Here is a 16,379-nt window from a genome sequence, read left to right as displayed (position 1 = left end):
CAGTCGCGATGAAGGCGTACGACCTGGGTTTCGGGGACTCGGCGGACAAGTTGGCGGAGACGCCGGGGGGTGAGCCGATGACGCTGGCCGCGCCGGTGCGGTCGGGGTGGATCGGGAGTGAGGGGCCCGGAATCGATGTGGCGTGTTGGCCGCGCGGTCCGGTCACCGGGCTGCCGATGATGCACGCGCTCACCCTGCGGCTGCCCACCGACTATCAGCGTCGTGGTCCCGGCTTTCCCGCCATCGCCTTCTTCCAGGGGGAGGGGCAGTTCGCCGATGCCACCGACCCCGTCGTTCCCGATGCCGCGTCCGAGGATCCGGTGGCCCGCGAGCTGGTGAGCACCCGGCTGCACCCGGAGCTGCGGATCCTGCACGACGAGATCGGCGGCGCCTTCGCCCTGATCTGGCTCACCGAGGACGAATTCGCCGCGGGTCCTGTCGCGCCGCCCGCCGATGTCCGTCCGGCCGGGTCGCCGGTGGCCAGTGACGAGGGCTGCAATGCCTGGGACGACGTGCATCCCACCGTCGGCATCTGGCTGGCCGAACGCACCGGTGATCCCAACGTGGGCATCCCGCCGGTCGAGTACGAGACCGAGACCCGCTACCAGGACCCGCTCACCGAGGACTCCGGCTGGAACCCGTGGGCCGAGCCACTGTTCGGGCGCTGCCACCTGGGCGGCACGGCCTTCCCCGTGCAGGCCCTGCCCGAGGGGCTGACCGCGTACTACCTGGAGATCGAGGAGATCTCCGGGATGAACTTCGGCGGCGGCAACGCCCAACTCGACCTGGAGTCAGGCGTTTTCGACTGGGCGTGCGGGTAGCGGCACCACCACCAGCGGATCGAGTCCGCGCGAATCCTGTTCGGCCACGGGCTGTTCGATGACGATCGGCTCGAGCGGTGGCGGGGTGCGCCGACGCAGGCCGACCGCGATGCTCACCAGCGTCACCAGATACAGCACCACGTAGATGTTCATCAGCACCTGCGACAGCGGCCACCACGGCGGCAGCAGGAAGGTGCCGACGCTGACCCAGCCCGGCATGTAGGTGTAGGTCCACGCGGCGATCGCGGGGTAGAGGACACCGGCGGCGAGCCACCAGCGTCGCCGGGTCTGGGCGCGGTGGATCAGGTAGACCAGCAGCGGCACGAACCAGACCCAGTGGTGTCCCCAGGAATACGGCGACACCGCGCAGGCGGTGAGCCCGCCCAGCGTCACCGACAGCAGCGGCTCACCCCGGTTCGCCAGCTGCGTGGCGAGCCACAGCGCCACCAGCGCGATCGGTACGGCGATCAGCAGCCACAGCCAGATCGGGGCCGGGCCGTGGATCAGGTGGGCGATCGCGCCGCGCAGGGACTGGTTGGCGGGGTGCACATCCGGGGCGATGCGGCCGGAGTGGAAGAACGTCGAGGTCCAGTACTGGAAGGAATCGCGCGGCAGGATCAGCGCGGTGCCGACGATGGTGGCCAGGAAGGTGAGCGCCGCCGTGGCCGCGGCCCGCCACTGCCGCTGGAACAGGTACTGGGCGATGAAGAAGAGCGGGGTCAGCTTGATGCCCGCGGCGACGCCGACGCCCAGCCCACGCAGACGGCTGTGCTCGCCGCGCGAGAAGTCCCACAGCACCAGCAGCATCAGCCACAGGTTGATCTGGCCGTAGTACAGGGTGGTGCGCACCGGCTCGGCGAAGACGCAGGCCAGCGCGATGAGCGCGCTGATCGTCGCCAGTCGCGGGGTCACCCGGTAGCCGAGCATCCGCCAGCTCTGCAGCACACAGGCGAACAGCACGAGCAGGTTGAGTGTCAGCCAGGTGGTGGTGACGAAGCTCCACGGCACCAGCAGCAGCGGCAGGAAGACCACCGCCGAGAACGGCGTGTAGGTGTAGAGCAGGCCGTAGTGCGTGGGTTCGAGATACAGCGCGCGGCCGTGCCACAGCCGCCAGCCGCCGTCGCGGTAGATGTGGACGTCCAGGCCACCGGCGAGGATGCCGCCGCTGTTCATCCAGGGGTCCATGGTGGTGAACAGCAGCGTCACACCTAGGACGGCGGAACCGAGTAGCAGGATGAGCGTCAGGGTCGTGCGCGGCAGCTCCACGCGTCGAGATCTCTCCGCCACGGCCGTGCTACCGGCCGACTCGCATCGTATGCACGACTAAGAACGTACAACGCCGGGTGGGGGGTGCGCGGCGGCGGCTCGCCTTCGGTAGCCGGAACATATGACTGGCACGGGCGTGCCCGAATGCCGGTCCGTGATAGCGGACCGGCATCGACCTGCGGTGATCAGGCGGCGGGCTGCAGGGTCAGCATGGTGTCGGCACCGTGGTGGAACTCATAGTGGGTTTTGCGCAGCGAGGTCTGAATTCCTTTGTCGTGCAGTTCGGTCCGCAGGTGGTCGATCAGGTCGTCGAGCGGGGCGCCGGTGTAGTCGAGCAGCGGATACACCCGCGCCTCGGTGGTGGCGACGCGGGCCAGCTCCACCAGGGCGGCCAGGTGGAAGTCGGCGTCGAGCCGGTCGGCGTAGCTGAACAGCAGGTGCGAGCTCAGTGCCAGATCGAACGAGTCGTCGGGGCAGGGCAGTGAGGGCAGCGCTCCGGCGAGGTAGCGGTCGGGTGTGCTGCGCACGTCCTGCGCGAAGCGGGCGGCGGCGCCGCGGCGGATCGCGGCGTGCTCGGCGGTGCCGCCGTACCAGTCCCAGCGGTACCGATCGGCGTGCTGGTGGGCCCAGGCCACCGCCCGTTCGGTCTCCGGGGTGGCGCGGGCGGCCAGGTCGTCGGGGGCGGTGGCGTAGATGGGGTCGATCGCGGTCACCTCGGCGCCCAGCGCGCTCGCCTCCGCGGCGAAACTGGCTGCGCCCCCGGGGCAATCGAGAATGCGTCGACCGGAAAGATCGTCGTCGGAGAGTTGGAACATCGCGCGGTACTCGGCCAAAGATCTTGCGCTGACCAGAAATTCACCGAGTACCTCGCCATCGGCGTGGTGCATCATCAGCACACGTTCTCACGAGTCGCGTTCGCCCGGTAGCCAATTCATGGTGCCAACGTTGCGAACCGCAAGGCTCGCCGTGCAAGCTCGCGGATTCAGGCCGACGCGGTGAGCCTGCGCAGCGCCTTGGCCACGACCTCCGGATCGGTGGTCTCCCAGTACGGCGGCAGCGAGGCGCGCAGGTAGCTGCCGTAGCGGGCGGTGGCCAGGCGCGAATCGAGCACGGCGACCACGCCGCGATCGTCGACACTGCGCAGCAACCGGCCGGTGCCCTGCGCGAGCAGCAGGGCCGCGTGATTGGCGGCCACGGTCATGAAGCCGTTGCCGCCGCGCGATTCCACCGCACGCTGTCGCGCGGTGAGCAGCGGGTCGTCGGGGCGCGGGAACGGAATGCGGTCCAGGATCACCAGACTCAGCGACGGGCCGGGCACGTCGACGCCCTGCCAGAGGGTGAGCGTGCCGAACAGCGAGGTCTCCGGATCGTCGGCGAACTTGCGAACCAGCGCGCCCATCGAATCGTCGCCCTGGCACAGCACGGGCGTGTCGAGGCGCTCACGCAGCGCCTCGGTGGCCGCCTTGGCGGCGCGCATCGAGGAGAACAGGCCCAGGGTGCGCCCACCGGCGGCGGTGATGAGCTGTTCGATCTCGTCGAGGTAGGTGGGCGAGAGGCCGTCGCGGCCGGGCGCGGGCAGATGCTTGGCGACGTAGAGGATGCCGGACTTGGCGTGGTCGAACGGCGAGCCCACGTCCAGCGAACTCCAGCGCATCGTCTCGGTGTCGGCGGGGGCGGTGGCGCCGTTGGCCAGCGCCGCGTCGACCTTGCCGCCGGACTGCGCGGGCAGGCCCCAGGTGATCGCCAGCCCGTCGAAGGACCCGCCGATCTGCAGGGTCGCCGAGGTGAGCACGACGGTGGCCGCGCCGAACAGCCTGCTGCGCAACAGCCCACCCACCGACAGCGGTGCCATCCGCAGGGTGCGCCGGGCCACGCCGCGCACCTCGTCGGCGGAGAGCCAGATGACATCGCGGCGCGCGGCCGGATCGGTTTCCTCGAAGGCGGTGAGCGCGCGCACCGCGGCATCGTGCACGTCGTCGAGCGCGGCCACGGCCATGGTGCGGGCGGCGGCGTTGTCGGGGTCGTCCTGGGTTTTCACGGAGCCCTGCGGGGCGAGCTCGGTGCGCGCGTTCCAGGCGGCGTCGCGCACCAGCGCCAGGACCGGGGCGATGCCGTCGGGCAGGTGGTCCCAGCGCGCGGCGGGCAGGTCCTCGATGGCCTGGTGGAAGGCCTCGGCGGCGCCCTCGAGCCGGTCGACCTCGCGTTCGTCGATGAGTTTGGCGCAGCGGCGGGCGGCGGCGCTGATGGCGGTGGCGGCCAGTTCGGCGGTGGCCACCCCGGTGACCCGGTCGACCAGTTCGTGCGCCTCGTCGATCACCACCACATCGTGTTCGGGCAGCACCTGGATGCCGCTGATGGCGTCGATGGCCAGCAGGGCGTGATTGGTGACCACCACGTCGGCCTGCGCCGATTCGGCGCGCGCCTTCTCGGCGAAGCAGTCCTGGCCGAACTGGCAGCGCGACTTGCCCAGGCACTCGCGCGAGGACACGCTCACCTGCCGCCAGGCACGATCGCTGACGCCGGGCGCGATCTCGTCGCGGTCGCCGGTCTCGGTGTCGGAGGCCCACTCGTTGAGGCGCTGCACCTCGCGGCCCAGGCGGGAGATGGCGAAGGCGTCGAAGAGTTCGGCCTCGCCGCCGGTGTCCTCCGGGATGACGCTGTTGATCTTGTTCAGGCACAGATAGTTGTTGCGGCCCTTGAGGATCGCGAACTGCGGCGCGCGCCCCAGCGGCTTCTTCAGCGCGTCGGCCAGGCGCGGCAGATCGCGGTCGACCAGCTGACGTTGCAGCGCGATCGTCGCGGTGGAGACCACCACCGTGCGGCCCGTGCGCACCGCGTGGCGCAGGCTCGGCACCAGATAGGCCAGCGACTTGCCGGTGCCGGTGCCCGCCTGCACGGCCAGGTGTTCCTTGGTGTCGATCGCGTGGTCGACCGCGGCGGCCATGGCGGTCTGACCGGTGCGTTCCTTCCCACCCAGGGCACGCACAGCGGTGACGAGCAGGTCGGTGACGGGAGGAAGTTCGGGCACGCAGGCAGCTTAGACCGCGCCGCCGACAGGTTTTTCCGGTCTTCAGTACTCGCGGACGAAGTCGTCCGGGTGGGCGCGGACGTAGTCCAGGACGCGCTGTTCGAAGTCTTCGGGCTCGTTGATGTCGTAGATCTCGTCGGGGTCCTCGGCGCGGTCGCCGGTGGGGCGGCGGATCTGGGCGGGGTTGGCCAGGACCTGGTGTTCGTCTTCCCAGAAGCGGTCCAGGGGGTCGTCGGGGGAACTGGGGGAGGTGTCGCGGGCGGCGAGGACGGCGGCGGCGGCCAGGCGGGGCATGCCCGCGGCGCGCAGACCTCGGGTGGCCCAGGGGAGTTCGGCGCGGCGGGTGCGCAGGTAGCCGCTGAAGCCGGAGTCCAGGACGGTGGTGTGCAGGCTGGTCAGGGCCAGCAGGTGGGTGAAGGCGGGCGGGAGCTGGGCGAAGGCGCCGACGCCGAGGCGCTGGAGGTCGTCGGTGGCGGGGTTGGACCAGAAGACGAGTTCGGCGGCGTCGTGGATGTTGTCGAGCCCGGCCAGCGCGGTGGTCAGGGTGGCGCGGGTGTGGGCCGGGAATCGATAGTCCATGGGGGAAGTATCGACTCCGGCGTGGTTCAGGACGCGGGCGCGTCCACGATGTCGACGCCCGCCGCGCGGAGCTTGTCCAGGGCCGTGCGGGTGGTGTCGGGGGCGACGCCCGCGGTGAGGTCGAGCAGGACGCGGGTGTCGAAGCCCGCGGCGCGGGCGTCCAGGGCGGTGGCGCGCACGCAGTGGTCGGTGGCGATGCCGACCACGTCGACGCTGTCCACGCCACGGGCGCGCAGCCAGTCGGTCAGCGTGGTGCCGTCGGGCGCGGCGCCCTCGAAGCCGGAGTAGGCGGCGGTGTACTCGCCCTTGTGGAAGGTCTCCTGGACGGCGGTGGTGTCCAGGTTCGGGTGGAAATCGGCGCCCGGTGTGCCGACACGGCAGTGCGGGGGCCAGGAGTCGACGTAGTCGGGAGTGTCGGAGAAATGCGCGCCCGGGTCGATGTGCCAGTCGCGGGTGGCGACCACCGCGGCGTAGTCGGTCGCCGCGAGATGTTCGCTGATCGCGGTCGCGATGGCGGCCCCGCCCGCGACGGCCAGCGCGCCACCCTCACAGAAATCGTTCTGCACGTCCACGATCACCAAGCCGCGCGTCATACCGGTCCCTCCACTGTCTCTCACTCCCATTGTCCTCAGCCCAGGAAGGTCGTGGGGATCGCGGGCTCGCCCGCCGAGAGCTTCAGGCCCTCCCACGGCAGGCTGACCAGCCCGCGCGCGACCAGCTCCCGGCTCTGCGCCAGCGTGGCCACCCCGTCGACGATCTCGCCCTTGCGCACCAGCGGCACCTGCAACTCGCGCACCTGGAATCCGGCGGTGTCGGGCGTTTCCCCGGCGGCGGGATAGACGATCTCCTCCACGACGGTGCCGGTGGCGCGCGCGAGCCGCACCGCCTTCTTGGTGCCCCCGCGCGACTCCTTGTGACTCGAGCGCTTGGCCACCGGGACGCCCTCGACCTCGACCAGCTTGTAGACCATGCCCGCGGTCGGCGCGCCCGAACCGGTGACCAGCGAGGTGCCCACGCCGTAGACGTCCACCGGCTCGGCGCGCAGCGCGGCGATGGCGTACTCGTCCAGGTCGCCGGAGACCACGATCCTGGTCCCGGTGGCGCCGAGCCCGTCGAGCTGGTCGCGGACCTGGCGGGCCAGCACACCGAGATCGCCGGAGTCGATGCGCACACCGCCCAGTTCGGGACCGGCCACCTCGATGGCGGTGGCCACGCCCCGGGTGATGTCGAAGGTGTCGACCAGCAGGGTGGTCGACACGCCGAGCGCCTCGACCTGGCTGCGGAAGGCGGCGGCCTCGTGTTCGCCGTCGGCGCCGGAGTGCAGCAGGGTGAACGCGTGCGCGCTGGTCCCCGCGCCCGGCACGCCGAAGCCGCGCACCGCCTCGAGATTGGAGGTGGCGTCGAAACCGGCCAGGTAGGCCGCGCGCGAACTCGACGGCGCGGCCAGCTCGTGGGTGCGCCGCGACCCCATCTCGATGGTCCGGCGTCCGGCGGCGGCGCTGACCATGCGGGCGGCCGCCGAGGCGATGGCGCTGTCGTGGTTGAAGATCGACAGGGCCAGCGTCTCGAGCAGGACGCACTCGGCGAAACTGCCGCGTACCGACAGGATCGGCGAGCCGGGGAAGTACAGCTCGCCCTCGGCGTAGCCGTCGATGTCGCCGGTGAAGCGATACTCGCGCAACCAGTCGACGGTGGCCGGGTCGAGGAATTTCGCGACCACCGCCAGCTCGTCGGGACCGAAGCGGAACTCGCGCAGCGCGTCGAGCAGCCTGCCCGTCCCCGCGACCACGCCGTAACGGCGGCCGTTGGGCAACCGCCGGGCGAACACCTCGAAGGTGCAGCGCCGGTGCGCGGAACCGTCGGCCAGGGCCGCGGCCAGCATGGTCAGCTCGTACTGGTCGGTCAGCAGCGCGGTGCTGGCGGACGCGTCACGGTGGGGCACACGAGAAACTGTAGTCACCGGGTGTTGTTTCCGGCGGCGCTCGTCGTACCCTGGGGTTTATGGCCGTGTGCAATTCCGTTCGAGCCGATCCCGTGAACGCCGTCCTCTCGGCGCCACAGGCTACGCCGGAGGCTGTCGAGCACGCCGAGATCCTGGAGGCCGAGGACCGGCCCTGGGTCACCGTCGTCTGGGACGATCCGGTCAACCTCATGCACTACGTCACCTACATCTTCCAGAAGCTGTTCGGCTACAGCAAAGCCAAGGCGACCGAGTTGATGCTGCAGGTGCACAACGAGGGCAAGGCGGTGGTGTCGTCGGGCTCGCGCGACAAGATGGAACAGGACGTGCGCAGACTCCACGCCGCGGGCCTCTGGGCAACCATGCAGCGCGACGACTGAGTACCGTGGCCCTGTGCGCAAGTGGAGCCGGAAGAACTCGCTGAGTGGCCTGAAGCTTCGATCCGAGATGGACGAGCACGAGGCCACGGTGTTGCGCTCGCTGATCGGGGCCGTCTCCGGCCTGCTCAGCGACCGGGCCAACGAGGCCCCCGAGGACGAACTCGCCGCCCTCACCGGGCTGCGCACCGGCAATTCCACCCCACCCGACGACCCGCAACTGCTGCGTCTGCTGCCCGATTTCCATCGCGCCGAGCCCGGCTCGCCCGACGCCAAGCGCGCCGATCTCAACAGCGCGCTGCGCAGCCTGCACGAGCCGGAGATCATCGACGCCAAGCTCGCCGCGGGCCGCACCGTGCTGGAGAGCTGTCCGGAGACCGGCGGCAAGATCGTGCTCACCCCCGAGCAGGCCGACGCCTGGCTGGCCGCGCTCACCGACGTGCGTCTGGCGCTGGGCACGCTGCTCGACATCGACGACGACACGCCCGAACATTTCGAGCCGGAAGATCCGCGCGCGCCGCATCTGGACGTCTACCACTGGCTCACCTGGATGCAGGACTCGCTGCTGCAGGCGCTGGCCCCCTGATGCGCAGCGCGCCGGGTCCCCGCAACGCGATCACCGATGTCGCGGGGGTGCTCGTCGGGCACTGTCAGCGCCTCGATCCCGCGGCCACCCTGGGCTCCGGCGCGGCGACGGGATGCACTGTGATCCGCGTGCCCGGCGGCGCGACGGCCGCGGTCGACGTGCGCGGCGGCGGTCCCGGCACCAGGGAGACCGACCTGCTCGACCCGGCCGCCACCGTTCGGCAACTGCACGCCATCCTGCTCACCGGCGGCAGCGCCTACGGCCTGGCCGCCGCCGACGGCGTCATGCGCTGGGCCGAGGAACACGGCGAGGGCATCCCGATGGACCCGGCCGATCCGAGCCGGGTGGTGCCGATCGTGCCCGCCGCGGTGATCTTCGACCTGCCGGTCGGGGACTGGACCATCCGACCCACCGCCGACGACGGTTTCCGCGCGGCCGAGGCGGCGTCGGTGGAGTTCGCGCGCGGGACCGCGGGCGCCGGGGTGGGCGCGCGGGCGGGGGCGCTCAAGGGGGGAATCGGTTCGGCGAGTGTGATTCTCGGCGAGGGGCCGGGGGAGGGGATGACGGTGGGCGCGGTGATCGTCGCCAATCCGGTCGGCTCGGTCGTCGACCCGCGTACCGGACTGCCCTGGGGCACCGGGACCGACGGGCCGGAGTTCTTCGGGCTCGCGCCGGGCACCCCCGAACAGATCGCGGCGCTCAACGCCCTGCCCGTGAAGGGCACCGTGCTCAACACGACCATCGGTGTGGTGGCCACCGACGCCGCCCTCGACCCGGCCGGGTGTCGACGCCTGGCCACCACCGCGCACGACGGGCTGGCGCGCGCGATCCGGCCGGTGCACTCGCCCCTCGACGGCGACACGCTGTTCGCCCTCGCCACCGGCGCGAAGCAGGCCCCCTCGGTCCCGCTGCCGCCCGCTTTTCCGTCGGATCTGCCGCTGCTCGACCAGCTGTGCACCGCCGCGGCCGTCGTGGTCGAACGCGCCGTGGTCGACGCGGTCCTGCGCGCCACCTCCCTCGCCGACATCCCCGCCTACCGCGACCTGTTCACCTCCTGAATCGGACCGGCGTGCGCGTCGCCCGGAATACCCGAATAGGGTGAGTGGTTGTCGGGACTGGTGCTCGACACCGCTGGAACAGGATGTGGAAAGGGCCGACAAGTGCTGGTGATCAGGGCCGACCTCGTGGACGCCATGGTGGCGCACGCCCGCGCCGACCACCCCGACGAGGCCTGCGGGATCATCGCCGGACCCGAGGGCAGCGACCGCCCGGAACGCTTCGTGGCCATGGTCAACGCCGAACGCTCGCCCACCTTCTACCGGTTCGATTCCGGCGAGCAGCTGAAGGTCTGGCGCGCGATGGACGACGCCGACGAGACCCCGGTCGTCATCTACCACTCGCACACCGCCACCGAGGCCTACCCCAGCCGCACCGACATCTCCTACGCCTCCGAGCCCGACGCGCACTACGTGCTGATCTCCACCCGCGATCCGGAGCGCCACGAGCTGCGCAGCTACCGCATCCTCGAGGGCGAGGTCACCGAGGAGCCGGTGCGCGTCGTCGAGTCCTACGACGCCTGAACCCCACCGAACCAAGACATCACCGAGGAGTCACCATGCCGGTCACCGTGTCCATCCCCACCATCATGCGTGGTCTCACCGGAGGCGAGAAGCGCGTCCAGGGCGAGGGCGCGACCCTGTCCGCGCTGATCGACGACCTCGAGGCCAACCACCCCGGCCTGGCCGAGCGTCTGCTCTCCGGCGGCAAGCTCAACCGCTACGTCAACATCTACGTCGACGACGAGGACGTGCGCTTCGCCGGTGGCCTCGACGCCGAGGTGCCCGCCGACGCGTCGGTCACCATCCTGCCCGCCGTGGCGGGCGGCGTCTGATCCCGTGGCCCGCTACGAATCGCTGATCGCGACCCTGGGCAACACGCCGCTGGTCGGGCTCAAGACGCTGTCGCCGCAGTGGGACGGCGAGAACCACGTGCGTCTGTGGGCCAAGCTCGAGGACCGCAACCCCACCGGCTCGGTCAAGGACCGGCCCGCGCTGCGGATGATCGAACAGGCCGAGGCCGACGGGCTGCTCACCCCCGGCTGCACCATCCTGGAGCCGACCAGCGGCAATACCGGGATCTCGCTGGCCATGGCCGCCAAGCTCAAGGGCTACCGGATCGTGTGCGTGATGCCGGAGAACACCTCGGTGGAGCGGCGTCAGCTGCTCACCATGTTCGGCGCCGAGATCATCGACTCGCCCGCCGCCGGTGGCTCCAACCAGGCCGTCGCACTGGCCAAGCAGATCGCCGCCGAGAACCCCGACTGGGTGATGCTCTACCAGTACGGCAACCCGGCCAACGCCCTGGCTCACTACGAGACCACCGGTCCCGAACTGCTGACCGACCTGCCCGAGATCACCCACTTCGTGGCCGGACTCGGCACCACCGGCACCCTCATGGGCACCGGCCGCTACCTGCGCGAACAGGTCCCCGACATCGAGATCGTGGCAGCCGAGCCGCGCTACGGCGAACTCGTCTACGGGCTGCGCAACATCGACGAGGGCTTCATTCCCGAGCTCTACGACGAGAAGGTCCTCACCACCCGGTTCTCCGTGGGGCCCTACGACGCGGTCAAGCGCACCAGGGAACTGGTCGGCGAGGAAGGCATCTTCGCCGGGATCTCCACCGGCGCGATCCTGCACGCGGCCCTGGGCATCGGTAAGAAGGCGCTGAAGGCGGGTAAGCGGGCCGATATCGCGTTCGTGGTGGCCGACGGCGGCTGGAAGTACCTGTCGACCGGCGCCTACGACGGGACCTTGGAAGACGCCGAGGAAAGGCTCGAAGGCCAGCTCTGGGCCTGAGCCGTTTCGGTACGCTCGGATCAGTGGGCTTGTTCGACGGTCCCCTGCCGGAGTGGAGGCGATGGCGTTGAGTGGTGGTGTCGGGGCGTCGTTCGATCCGGAGCGGATCGCGGGGTTGCAGGGGCGGTCGGCGGTGCCCGCGCGTCGCAGGGCGACGTGGGTGCAGGCGGCCGTGGTGATCCTCGGGTTCGTCGGGGCGCTGTATGTGATCGAGGGGATCGACGTGATCCTGTCGCACGATCAGCCGCCGGGGACGCTCAATCAGCTCGACGGGGCGGGGATCGAGCCGCGGGCGATCGGGGGGTTGGACGGGATTCTGTGGGCGCCGCTGTTGCACGGCGGGTGGGATCATCTGCTCGCCAATACGCTGCCGCTGCTGGTGCTCGGGTTCGTGGTGCTGCTGTCGGGGATCGGGCGGGGGATCGCGGCGACGGCGATCATCTGGGTGGTCGCGGGGGTGGGCACCTGGCTCACCGCGTCGTCGGGGAGTGTGCACCTGGGGGCGTCGTCGATCGTGTTCGGTTGGCTGACGTATCTGATCTGTCGCGGCTGGTTCGCGCGCGATGTGGGGCAGATCGTGGTGGGGCTGGTGATCTTCCTGATCTACGGCTCGATGCTGTGGGGTGTGCTGCCCAGCGACCCCCGAATTTCTTGGCAGGGACATCTTTTCGGGGCGGTGGGTGGAGTGCTGGCGGGCTGGGTACTCTCATCAGATGAACGTCGACGCCGCCGTGGAGCATCGGTCGGCCGCGCAGCACCAACGCGGTAGCCGGGGATCCGGTCTGGGAATTGGGGGGATCCTGCAGTGAGCACCAGCACGTCGTGGCAGCATGAGGGTATGCGCCTTACCGTCCTCGGGTGCTCGGGCAGCGTGTCCGGCCCGGACTCCCCAGCGTCGGGTTACCTGCTGACGGGCCCCGATATGCGGCCGACCGTCATCGACTTCGGCCCCGGGATCTTCGGCGCGCTGCAGAAGCATCTCAACCCGGGTGACGTCGACATCTTCCTCACCCACCTGCACGCCGACCACTGCCTCGACCTGCCCGCGCTGCTGGTCTGGCGCCGCTACCACCCCAACCCGCCCTCCGGCCGGGCCCTGGTGCGCGGCCCGTCCGACGCGGCCCTGCGCATCGGCAACGCCTCGGCCGAGATCGGCGGCGAGACCGACGACTGGTCCGACGTGATCGACTCGCAGGCGTGGGTGGAGAACACCCCGATCCCGTTCGGCCCCGGCCACACGGTCGAGGCGCGGCGCATGTACCACCCGCCGGAGTCCTACGGTCTGCGCATCACCGCCGCCGACGGCCGCGTGTTCGTCTACACCGGCGACACCGCCATGTGCGATGCCGTCGTCGAGCTGGCCCAGGGTGCCGATGTGCTCATGGCCGAGGCGTCGTGGACCCACGATCCGGCGAATCGTCCTCCCGGCATCCATCTTTCGGGGACCGAGGCCGGGGAGATCGCCACCCGCGCGGGCGCCAAGGAACTGCTGCTCACCCACATCCCGCCGTGGACCTCGCGCGAGGACGTCATCGCCGAGGCGAAGGCCGCCTTCGCCGGACCCGTGCACGCCGTGTCACCGGGCGAGAGCTTCGATCTCTAGACCACGTCCACGCCCGCGCCCCGTCGACGGGGCCGGTGCCCCTACACTATGCGCGTGTCGAGACGAGCCGATGGCAGAGCGGATGACGAACTCCGCGAAGTGAAGATCACCCGGGGATTCACCTCGCACCCGGCGGGGTCGGTCCTGGTGGAATTCGGGCAGACGCGGGTGATGTGCACCGCGAGCGTCACCGAGGGGGTGCCGCCGTGGCGCCGGGATTCCGGGCTGGGCTGGCTCACCGCCGAGTACGCCATGCTGCCCGCCGCCACCCACACGCGTAGCGGCCGCGAGTCGGTCAAGGGCAAGGTGGGTGGGCGCACCCAGGAGATCAGCAGGCTGATCGGGCGTTCGCTGCGGGCCTGTATCGACCTGGCCGCGCTCGGCGAGAACACCATCGCCCTGGACTGTGATGTCCTCCAGGCCGACGGCGGCACCCGCACCGCCGCCATCACCGGCGCCTACGTGGCCCTGCACGACGCGGTGACCTACCTGGCCGCCGCGGGCAAACTGGCCGACCCGCAACCGATCTCGTGCATGATCGCCGCGGTGAGCGTCGGCGTGGTGGACGGCCGGGTACGCCTGGACCTGCCCTACGAGGAGGACTCGCGCGCCGAGGTCGACATGAACGTGGTCGCCACCGACACCGGCACCCTGGTCGAGATCCAGGGCACCGGCGAGGGCGCCACCTTCCCGCGCTCGACCCTGGACAAGCTGCTGGACTCGGCCCTGGCGGGCTGCGAGCAGCTGTTCGCCGTGCAGAAACAAGCCCTGGCGCTGCCGTACCCGGGCACCCTGCCCGAGCCCGCGACCTCGAAGAAGTAGCCGTGGCCGTGCGTGTGCTGGTGGCCAGCCGAAATGCCAAGAAGCTGAAGGAACTGCGCCGCATCCTCGACGAGGCGGGCGTGGCCGGGATCGAGCTGGTGAGCCTGGCCGACGTGCCGCCCTACGAGGAGGCCCCCGAGACCGGCGCCACCTTCGAGGAGAACGCGATCGCCAAGGCCCGTGACGGTGCCGTGGCGACCGGATTGCCCTGCGTGGCCGACGATTCCGGCATCGAGGTGGACGCCCTCAACGGCATGCCGGGCGTGCTCTCGGCGCGCTGGTCGGGCAGCCACGGTGACGACGCCGCCAACAACGCCCTGCTCCTGGGCCAGCTCGGCGACGTCCCCGACGAGCGGCGCGGCGCCGCCTTCGTCTCCACCTGCGCCCTGGTGCTGCCCGACGGCACCACCACCGTGGTCCGCGGCGAATGGCCCGGCAGCATCGCTCGCGCCCCGCGCGGCGCGGGCGGCTTCGGCTACGACCCACTGTTCCTGCCCGAGGGCGGCACCGGTTCGGCCGCCGAACTCACCCCCGCCGAAAAGGACGCCGTCTCCCACCGGGGTCGCGCCCTCACCCAGCTCATCCCCGCGCTGGCGGCCCTGGCCTAGCGCCGGATCGAGATCACCACGCTCTGGTGGCGGGCCGATGTCGCCGCCGGGGCGTGGTGACCAGATGACGAACGCCGCCACTCCGGGAACGGAGGGCGGCGTTTCGGCGTGAGGGTCAGAGGTTGTAGCGGTTCTTCACGTCGTTGGCGTTGCGGTGCTCGACGAAGAAGGACAGGAACGGGATGGTGCCCGCGATGAGGGTGCCCACCGTGCGGCCGATCGGCCAGCGCACCTTCACCGCGAGATCGGCGGTGACGAGCAGGTAGGCGAAATACACCCAGCCGTGCACGACGGCGATCCAGCTCGGGGTGTCGACGCCGAAGCCGTACTTGGCGACCATCTCGAAGGTGAGCAGCAGCAGCCACAGGCCGGTGACCCAGGCCAGCACCCGGTAGCGCAGCAGCGCCGAGGCGATCTTGGCGGTGCTCGCGCCGCCCGCGGGCGCGCCGGAGTCCTTCTCCAGCGACGGGGCGGTGGTGTCGTTGTCGGTCACCCGGCGTTCCTCTCTGGGGCACGCAGACCGGCCGAGCGGACCTGCGCGTCGATGTCGCTGGCGTGCAACCCCGCCAGGTACTGGTTGTAGGCGACCGTCTCCGGGTCGTCGGCGGCGGCGGCGGTGGGCCGTTCGGGCAGGATCCCGGCGGGGATCTCGCGCGGTGCCTCGGCCGCGCGCTTGCGCGGTCGCTCGTCGGCGGGCGCTTCGGCCTCGCGTTCGAGCCGGACGAACCGCACATAGGCGAACACCGCGAAAGCCGCGAACAGCGGCCACTGCAGCGCGTAACCGAGATTCTGGCCGGTGCCCGAGGACGACTCGAACCGCTCCCACTGCCACCAGGCCAGCGCGAGGCACCCCAGCGCGACGACGATGACCAGCGCGATCAGAGCCGGTCGGTTGTGCGCCGGACGGGGCGAAGAAGCGGACACGCGCTCCACGGTACCCGCCTACTACAGGGTGCGTAGGACCAGGTAGGGCCTCAGAACTTGTAGGTGACGCCGGTCATCCGCTCGGATTCCTCCCACAGCCTGCGCTGTAGTTCGCGATCGCGGGAGATGGCGCTCGACGGGCACGCCTCGACCGGGCCCTGCGACTGCATCCACTTGTTGGGGCCCCAGTAGACGGTCGGGTCGGCGGCCGGTTCGGTGGCGGCGAAGAGGGTGGAGTGCGCGGCCCGGTGCGGCGGGTGGCCGATGAGCTTGATGAACGGCTTGCTCACCCGGTCCAGCGGGGTCTCGGTGCGGGCGAACAGGTCGGTCGCCGAGACGCCGGGGTGCACGGCGTAGGACTTCTTGGCCGAACCCGCCTCGGTGAGCCGGTGCTGCAGTTCGCGACCGAACATGAGGTTGGCCAGCTTGGCCTGGGCGTAGGCGAGATTGCGCTGGTAGCGGCGGTGCTCGTAGTTGAGGTCGTCGATCCAGAGCTTGGGAGTCTGCTTGTGGGCGATGGAGGCCAGGGTCACCACGCGGTCGCCGAGGCGGTCCAGCAGCAGGGCGGTGAGCGCGTAGTGGCCCAGGTGGTTGACGCCGAACTGGGTCTCGAAGCCGTCGGCGGTGCGCGAGAACGGGATGTTCATCAGGCCCGCGTTGTTGATGAGGACGTCGAACTCGCCCTGCTGTTCGGCGAAGGCGCGCACGGAAGCCAGGTCGGCCAGGTCGAGCGTGGCCACGCGGACGTCACCGGGGATGGCCTCGGCGATCGGCTGGGCCTTGGCCGCGTTGCGGCAGGCCATGATCACCGTGGCGCCCTTGCCCGCCAGTACACGGGTGGTTTCGGTACCGAGGCCGCCGTTGGCCCCGGTGATCACGAACGTGCGCCCGCTCTGGTCCGCGATATCAGTGGGTTTCCATGCCATGCACCGACCTTACTCTGGAGT

Annotated in this window: 20 protein-coding genes; 11 read left to right on the top strand and 9 right to left on the bottom strand. The window is 70.6% G+C overall.

What is annotated here, in order from left to right; all coding sequences use genetic code 11:
* Positions 1–8: 8 nt before the first annotated feature.
* On the top strand, positions 9–821 hold the full coding sequence (locus QC180_RS29425; RefSeq protein WP_278266125.1) for a hypothetical protein: 813 nt from the start codon (positions 9–11) through the stop codon (positions 819–821).
* Here QC180_RS29425 and QC180_RS29420 read toward each other — a convergent pair.
* The 6 genes from QC180_RS29420 to QC180_RS29395 all read right to left on the bottom strand — a co-directional run bounded on the left by QC180_RS29420 (position 792) and on the right by QC180_RS29395 (position 7,636).
* On the bottom strand, positions 792–2,087 hold the full coding sequence (locus QC180_RS29420) for a glycosyltransferase 87 family protein (protein ID WP_278266124.1): 1,296 nt from the start codon (positions 2,085–2,087) through the stop codon (positions 792–794). The genes QC180_RS29425 and QC180_RS29420 overlap by 30 nt on opposite strands.
* A gap of 185 nt (positions 2,088–2,272) precedes the next feature.
* The gene (locus tag QC180_RS29415; protein WP_278266123.1) at positions 2,273–2,977 is read right to left on the bottom strand and encodes a class I SAM-dependent methyltransferase; all 705 of its coding nucleotides are present in this window, start codon (positions 2,975–2,977) and stop codon (positions 2,273–2,275) included.
* A gap of 92 nt (positions 2,978–3,069) precedes the next feature.
* On the bottom strand, positions 3,070–5,115 hold the full coding sequence (locus QC180_RS29410) for an ATP-dependent DNA helicase (protein WP_278266122.1): 2,046 nt from the start codon (positions 5,113–5,115) through the stop codon (positions 3,070–3,072).
* A 42-nt stretch (positions 5,116–5,157) separates the two neighbouring features.
* Positions 5,158–5,694 (bottom strand): DMP19 family protein, encoded by a 537-nt coding sequence (locus tag QC180_RS29405; RefSeq protein WP_278266121.1) that lies wholly within the window; start codon positions 5,692–5,694, stop codon positions 5,158–5,160.
* A gap of 26 nt (positions 5,695–5,720) precedes the next feature.
* The gene (locus QC180_RS29400) at positions 5,721–6,287 is read right to left on the bottom strand and encodes an isochorismatase family protein (protein WP_278266120.1); all 567 of its coding nucleotides are present in this window, start codon (positions 6,285–6,287) and stop codon (positions 5,721–5,723) included.
* Positions 6,288–6,322: 35 nt separating this feature from the next.
* Positions 6,323–7,636 carry a nicotinate phosphoribosyltransferase gene (locus tag QC180_RS29395; protein WP_278266119.1) on the bottom strand — a complete coding sequence of 438 codons (1,314 nt, stop codon included), beginning with the start codon at positions 7,634–7,636 and terminating at the stop codon, positions 6,323–6,325.
* A gap of 59 nt (positions 7,637–7,695) precedes the next feature.
* Here QC180_RS29395 and clpS point away from each other — a divergent pair, with 59 nt between their 5' ends.
* From clpS to rdgB, 10 genes are all read left to right on the top strand, one after another.
* The gene (clpS, locus tag QC180_RS29390) at positions 7,696–8,034 is read left to right on the top strand and encodes an ATP-dependent Clp protease adapter ClpS (RefSeq protein WP_278266118.1); all 339 of its coding nucleotides are present in this window, start codon (positions 7,696–7,698) and stop codon (positions 8,032–8,034) included.
* Between the two features lie 13 nt (positions 8,035–8,047).
* Complete coding sequence (gene aosR, locus QC180_RS29385) at positions 8,048–8,617, top strand: oxidative stress transcriptional regulator AosR (RefSeq protein ID WP_278266117.1); 570 nt, start codon at positions 8,048–8,050, stop codon at positions 8,615–8,617.
* On the top strand, positions 8,617–9,675 hold the full coding sequence (locus QC180_RS29380) for a P1 family peptidase (protein ID WP_278266116.1): 1,059 nt from the start codon (positions 8,617–8,619) through the stop codon (positions 9,673–9,675). The genes aosR and QC180_RS29380 overlap by 1 nt, the downstream gene beginning before the upstream one ends.
* 102 nt (positions 9,676–9,777) lie before the next feature.
* Positions 9,778–10,197 (top strand): M67 family metallopeptidase, encoded by a 420-nt coding sequence (locus QC180_RS29375; RefSeq protein ID WP_278266115.1) that lies wholly within the window; start codon positions 9,778–9,780, stop codon positions 10,195–10,197.
* A gap of 35 nt (positions 10,198–10,232) precedes the next feature.
* The gene (locus QC180_RS29370; protein ID WP_278266114.1) at positions 10,233–10,508 is read left to right on the top strand and encodes a MoaD/ThiS family protein; all 276 of its coding nucleotides are present in this window, start codon (positions 10,233–10,235) and stop codon (positions 10,506–10,508) included.
* Positions 10,509–10,512: 4 nt separating this feature from the next.
* Positions 10,513–11,475, top strand: coding sequence for a PLP-dependent cysteine synthase family protein (locus QC180_RS29365; protein WP_278266113.1), 963 nt, complete (start codon positions 10,513–10,515; stop codon positions 11,473–11,475).
* Positions 11,476–11,536: 61 nt separating this feature from the next.
* Complete coding sequence (locus QC180_RS29360) at positions 11,537–12,244, top strand: rhomboid family intramembrane serine protease (protein ID WP_278266112.1); 708 nt, start codon at positions 11,537–11,539, stop codon at positions 12,242–12,244.
* A gap of 69 nt (positions 12,245–12,313) precedes the next feature.
* Positions 12,314–13,078 carry a cyclic nucleotide-degrading phosphodiesterase gene (locus tag QC180_RS29355; protein ID WP_278266111.1) on the top strand — a complete coding sequence of 255 codons (765 nt, stop codon included), beginning with the start codon at positions 12,314–12,316 and terminating at the stop codon, positions 13,076–13,078.
* A gap of 54 nt (positions 13,079–13,132) precedes the next feature.
* Positions 13,133–13,900, top strand: a complete 768-nt coding sequence (gene rph / locus QC180_RS29350) for a ribonuclease PH (RefSeq protein WP_278266110.1) — start codon at positions 13,133–13,135, stop codon at positions 13,898–13,900.
* Between the two features lie 2 nt (positions 13,901–13,902).
* Positions 13,903–14,508, top strand: coding sequence for an RdgB/HAM1 family non-canonical purine NTP pyrophosphatase (gene rdgB, locus QC180_RS29345; RefSeq protein WP_278266109.1), 606 nt, complete (start codon positions 13,903–13,905; stop codon positions 14,506–14,508).
* A 115-nt stretch (positions 14,509–14,623) separates the two neighbouring features.
* Here the strand turns inward: rdgB and QC180_RS29340 are convergent, their stop codons facing one another.
* Genes QC180_RS29340 through QC180_RS29330 form a run of 3 tightly spaced genes read right to left on the bottom strand, consistent with a single transcriptional unit; the run spans position 14,624 to position 16,358 of the window.
* On the bottom strand, positions 14,624–14,971 hold the full coding sequence (locus QC180_RS29340) for a DUF3817 domain-containing protein (protein ID WP_278266140.1): 348 nt from the start codon (positions 14,969–14,971) through the stop codon (positions 14,624–14,626).
* Positions 14,972–14,997: 26 nt separating this feature from the next.
* Entirely contained in the window at positions 14,998–15,432 is a 435-nt protein-coding gene (locus QC180_RS29335; protein WP_278266108.1) for a transcriptional regulator, read from the bottom strand.
* A 50-nt stretch (positions 15,433–15,482) separates the two neighbouring features.
* Entirely contained in the window at positions 15,483–16,358 is an 876-nt protein-coding gene (locus tag QC180_RS29330) for an oxidoreductase (protein ID WP_278266107.1), read from the bottom strand.
* Positions 16,359–16,379: the final 21 nt, after the last annotated feature.

This window comes from Nocardia anocheti (genome assembly GCF_029675105.1).
Lineage (GTDB): Bacteria > Actinomycetota > Actinomycetes > Mycobacteriales > Mycobacteriaceae > Nocardia.
Note: the sequence above shows the minus strand (reverse complement) of the source record. Positions and strands in the feature narration are given on the sequence as shown.

Bases quoted from the DNA above. Each gene is read 5' to 3' on its own strand.
- QC180_RS29415 (WP_278266123.1), bottom strand. From the start codon at position 2,977: ATGATGCACCACGCCGATGGCGAGGTACTCGGTGAATTTCTGGTCAGC.
- QC180_RS29425 (WP_278266125.1), top strand. From the start codon at position 9: ATGAAGGCGTACGACCTGGGTTTCGGGGACTCGGCGGACAAGTTGGCG.
- QC180_RS29405 (WP_278266121.1), bottom strand. From the start codon at position 5,694: ATGGACTATCGATTCCCGGCCCACACCCGCGCCACCCTGACCACCGCG.
- clpS (WP_278266118.1), top strand. From the start codon at position 7,696: ATGGCCGTGTGCAATTCCGTTCGAGCCGATCCCGTGAACGCCGTCCTC.
- QC180_RS29355 (WP_278266111.1), top strand. From the start codon at position 12,314: ATGCGCCTTACCGTCCTCGGGTGCTCGGGCAGCGTGTCCGGCCCGGAC.
- QC180_RS29360 (WP_278266112.1), top strand. From the start codon at position 11,537: ATGGCGTTGAGTGGTGGTGTCGGGGCGTCGTTCGATCCGGAGCGGATC.
- QC180_RS29380 (WP_278266116.1), top strand. From the start codon at position 8,617: ATGCGCAGCGCGCCGGGTCCCCGCAACGCGATCACCGATGTCGCGGGG.
- QC180_RS29400 (WP_278266120.1), bottom strand. From the start codon at position 6,287: ATGACGCGCGGCTTGGTGATCGTGGACGTGCAGAACGATTTCTGTGAG.
- QC180_RS29370 (WP_278266114.1), top strand. From the start codon at position 10,233: ATGCCGGTCACCGTGTCCATCCCCACCATCATGCGTGGTCTCACCGGA.
- QC180_RS29330 (WP_278266107.1), bottom strand. From the start codon at position 16,358: ATGGCATGGAAACCCACTGATATCGCGGACCAGAGCGGGCGCACGTTC.